The 2560-nt window shown below is 42.7% G+C and carries 3 protein-coding genes; 2 read left to right on the top strand and 1 reads right to left on the bottom strand.

What is annotated here, in order from left to right:
• Positions 1 to 110 precede the first annotated feature (110 nt).
• Positions 111 to 542: an HIT family protein gene (locus tag AB3112_RS10620; RefSeq protein ID WP_171031851.1), complete on the bottom strand. Its 432-nt coding sequence runs from the start codon at positions 540 to 542 to the stop codon at positions 111 to 113.
• A gap of 125 nt (positions 543 to 667) precedes the next feature.
• Between AB3112_RS10620 and AB3112_RS10615 the strand changes: the two genes are divergently transcribed.
• Entirely contained in the window at positions 668 to 1405 is a 738-nt protein-coding gene (locus AB3112_RS10615; RefSeq protein ID WP_367334467.1) for an ABC transporter ATP-binding protein, read from the top strand.
• The coding region (locus AB3112_RS10610; protein ID WP_367334466.1) for an ABC transporter permease at positions 1402 to 2560 on the top strand (1159 nt) is incomplete at its 3' end. The genes AB3112_RS10615 and AB3112_RS10610, both read left to right, overlap by 4 nt.

Here is a 2560-nt window from a genome sequence, read left to right as displayed (position 1 = left end):
GGTCGATTTAGCCCGCTCGACGAATTCAGACGGTGTTTCGTTTCGGCTGTACAAGTAGGCACCGGCAACGACTGCCGTGGCGCCCACAATTTTAAAGACTGTTTTCATCATTAATCACCCATATGCTGTTCAATTGATTCTTGAATTTCTTTCAGTTGGTCCGGAGAATACTTATTAGAATTATCCTTAAAGATCATCTTGAAGTCATCATTGCTGGTGTATCTTGGCACCAAGTGAAAATGAGAGTGGAAAACGGATTGGTAGGCGACCTGGCCATTGTTGTTCAAAATGTTCATTCCTTTGATGTCAGGATTGGAAGCCTTGACAGCCCGGGCAATCTTTGGAATTCGCGCGAAAACTTCGCTGGCAAGCTCTTCATCATACTCGAAGATATTTGCGATATGTTTCTTAGGAATAACCAACGTATGTCCCGGCGTCCCCTGAGAAATATCGAGAAACGCTTTAACAATGTCATCCTCATAAACGGTATAACTCGGGATTTCATTTCTAACAATCTTACAAAAAATACAATCTTTCAAAATCTCTACCTTCTTTCTGTGAACACTACTGGTATTATAACATCAATGTGGTTTCTGCCGAATTCAAAGGGCAATATTTATATGGTATAATCTTGTTTGTAAATTTATGATGAACACGGAGGTAAATGATGACCTTAGAAATTTCCAACCTTGTAGGTGGATATTCTCAAGTACCTGTTTTAAAAGACGTCAGTTTTGACGTCAAGGATGGTGAATTAGTCGGCCTGATTGGACTTAACGGTGCCGGCAAGTCAACCACCATTAATCACATTATTGGCTTATTAACGCCATTTAAAGGAACAATTAAAATTAATGGGACGTCTTTAACAGATGACGTCAAAAAATACAAAGAACAAATTGCTTATATTCCCGAACAACCGATTGTTTATAAGGAACTGACTTTAAAAGAGCACCTGGAAATGACCATGTTGGCTTACAATCTCGATCAGGATGCAGCCTGGAAACGTGCTCATCAGTTATTAAAGCTTTTTAGACTGGATAACAAATTAGACTGGTTTCCTGACAACTTTTCAAAAGGGATGCGTCAAAAAGTCATGATCGTTTGTGCATTTTTGACGGATGCCAAACTGTTTATCATTGACGAACCGTTTTTGGGATTAGACCCCCTGGCGGTCAACGACTTATTAACCTTAATCTCTGAACGCAAAAAGCAGGGTACCAGCATTTTGATGTCCACCCAGGTCCTTGAAACGGCCCAACGAAATTGTGATCGCTTTGTGCTGTTACACGACGGTCAGGTCCGGACTGAGGGGACGATTGAAGAGCTTCGCCAGGCATTTCCAAATGCGGGTGAATCGCTCAATGATATTTATCTGACGTTGGCAAGGGAAGGCGATGCTTCATGAGACAGTTATTTAAGCAGCGTCTGGTCATCCATCTCAAAGAAATGATGAAATACCTTAGGCTGGTGTTTAATGACTACTTTGTCTTGGCACTGCTGTTTATGATTGGCGGCCTGGGGTATTACTATTCCAATGTTTTAAAGACGCTTCACACGGGATTATGGTGGGCACCAATCGTGGCCATTGCGATCCTCTTAGTGAGTGTCCAGCTTGGCCGATTCGCGACCCTGGTTGAAGATCCGGACTACGTTTTCTTGTTCCCAAAGGAAGCGGCGTTTTTTGCGTACCTCAAACGCGCATTTCATTACAGCCTCGGCCTGGCAATCGCTGTTCAAGTTCTCTTTTGGGTCTTGCTGATGCCATTCGTTCAGGTGACGATGCAGACGACCGCAACTGATTTGTACCTTTTACTGGCAACCCTTATCATCCTTAAAGTAACCTGGTTGAATACAGACTTTGCCAGAAAATACCGTTTAAATAATCGTTGGCTTTCCAACCACTTTTTATTTCGCTTCCTAATTCCAGTCGTGTCAATTAGTCTATCAATCTATCTTAATTACTGGTTGGGACTTGCTTTGGCCGTAGCGGCTTTAGGCATCAGTTATTATAGTCGCAACCACTGGTCAAGATACCCCATTGACTGGAAAGTGATGATTGCCGACGAAAACAGCCGGATGCACACCGTTTATCAGTTCTTTAACTTGTTTACCGACGTCCCAATGCTGCAAGGATCAATTAGGCGACGTCGTTATCTTGATGGCATTTTAGGTCGAATCAAGTTGATCCCGAAAAACACATATCTGTATTTGTATGCCCATGGGATTATTCGAGATAACGAAATGAGCGGCTTGTATTTTCGGCTGATGGTGATCGGAACGGTGTTCTTAGTCTTTGTAAAGGGCGAAATCCTGCCAATCTTTTTAAGTTTATTGTTTGTCTACTTGATTGGATTTCAGCTGATTCCGTTTTACTTCCACTTTTCTGATAATGCGTTTGTCCACGTGTATCCGATTACTGATCAGTACCAGATGAAAAGTTTCCAACGCGTTCTCCTGTATATGCTGAGTATTGTGTCGCTGATCTTTGCCATCGCGGTCATCGCCGTTAACTTCTCAAGCTTAATGACGGTTGCCGGCGTGATCGTCGCTGAGGCACTTG

Origin of the sequence: Lentilactobacillus sp. (assembly GCF_040773105.1) — a bacterium.
GTDB lineage: Bacteria > Bacillota > Bacilli > Lactobacillales > Lactobacillaceae > Lentilactobacillus > Lentilactobacillus parabuchneri.
The sequence above is the reverse complement of the archived record's forward strand: the minus strand, read 5'-3'. Positions and strand labels throughout refer to the sequence as shown.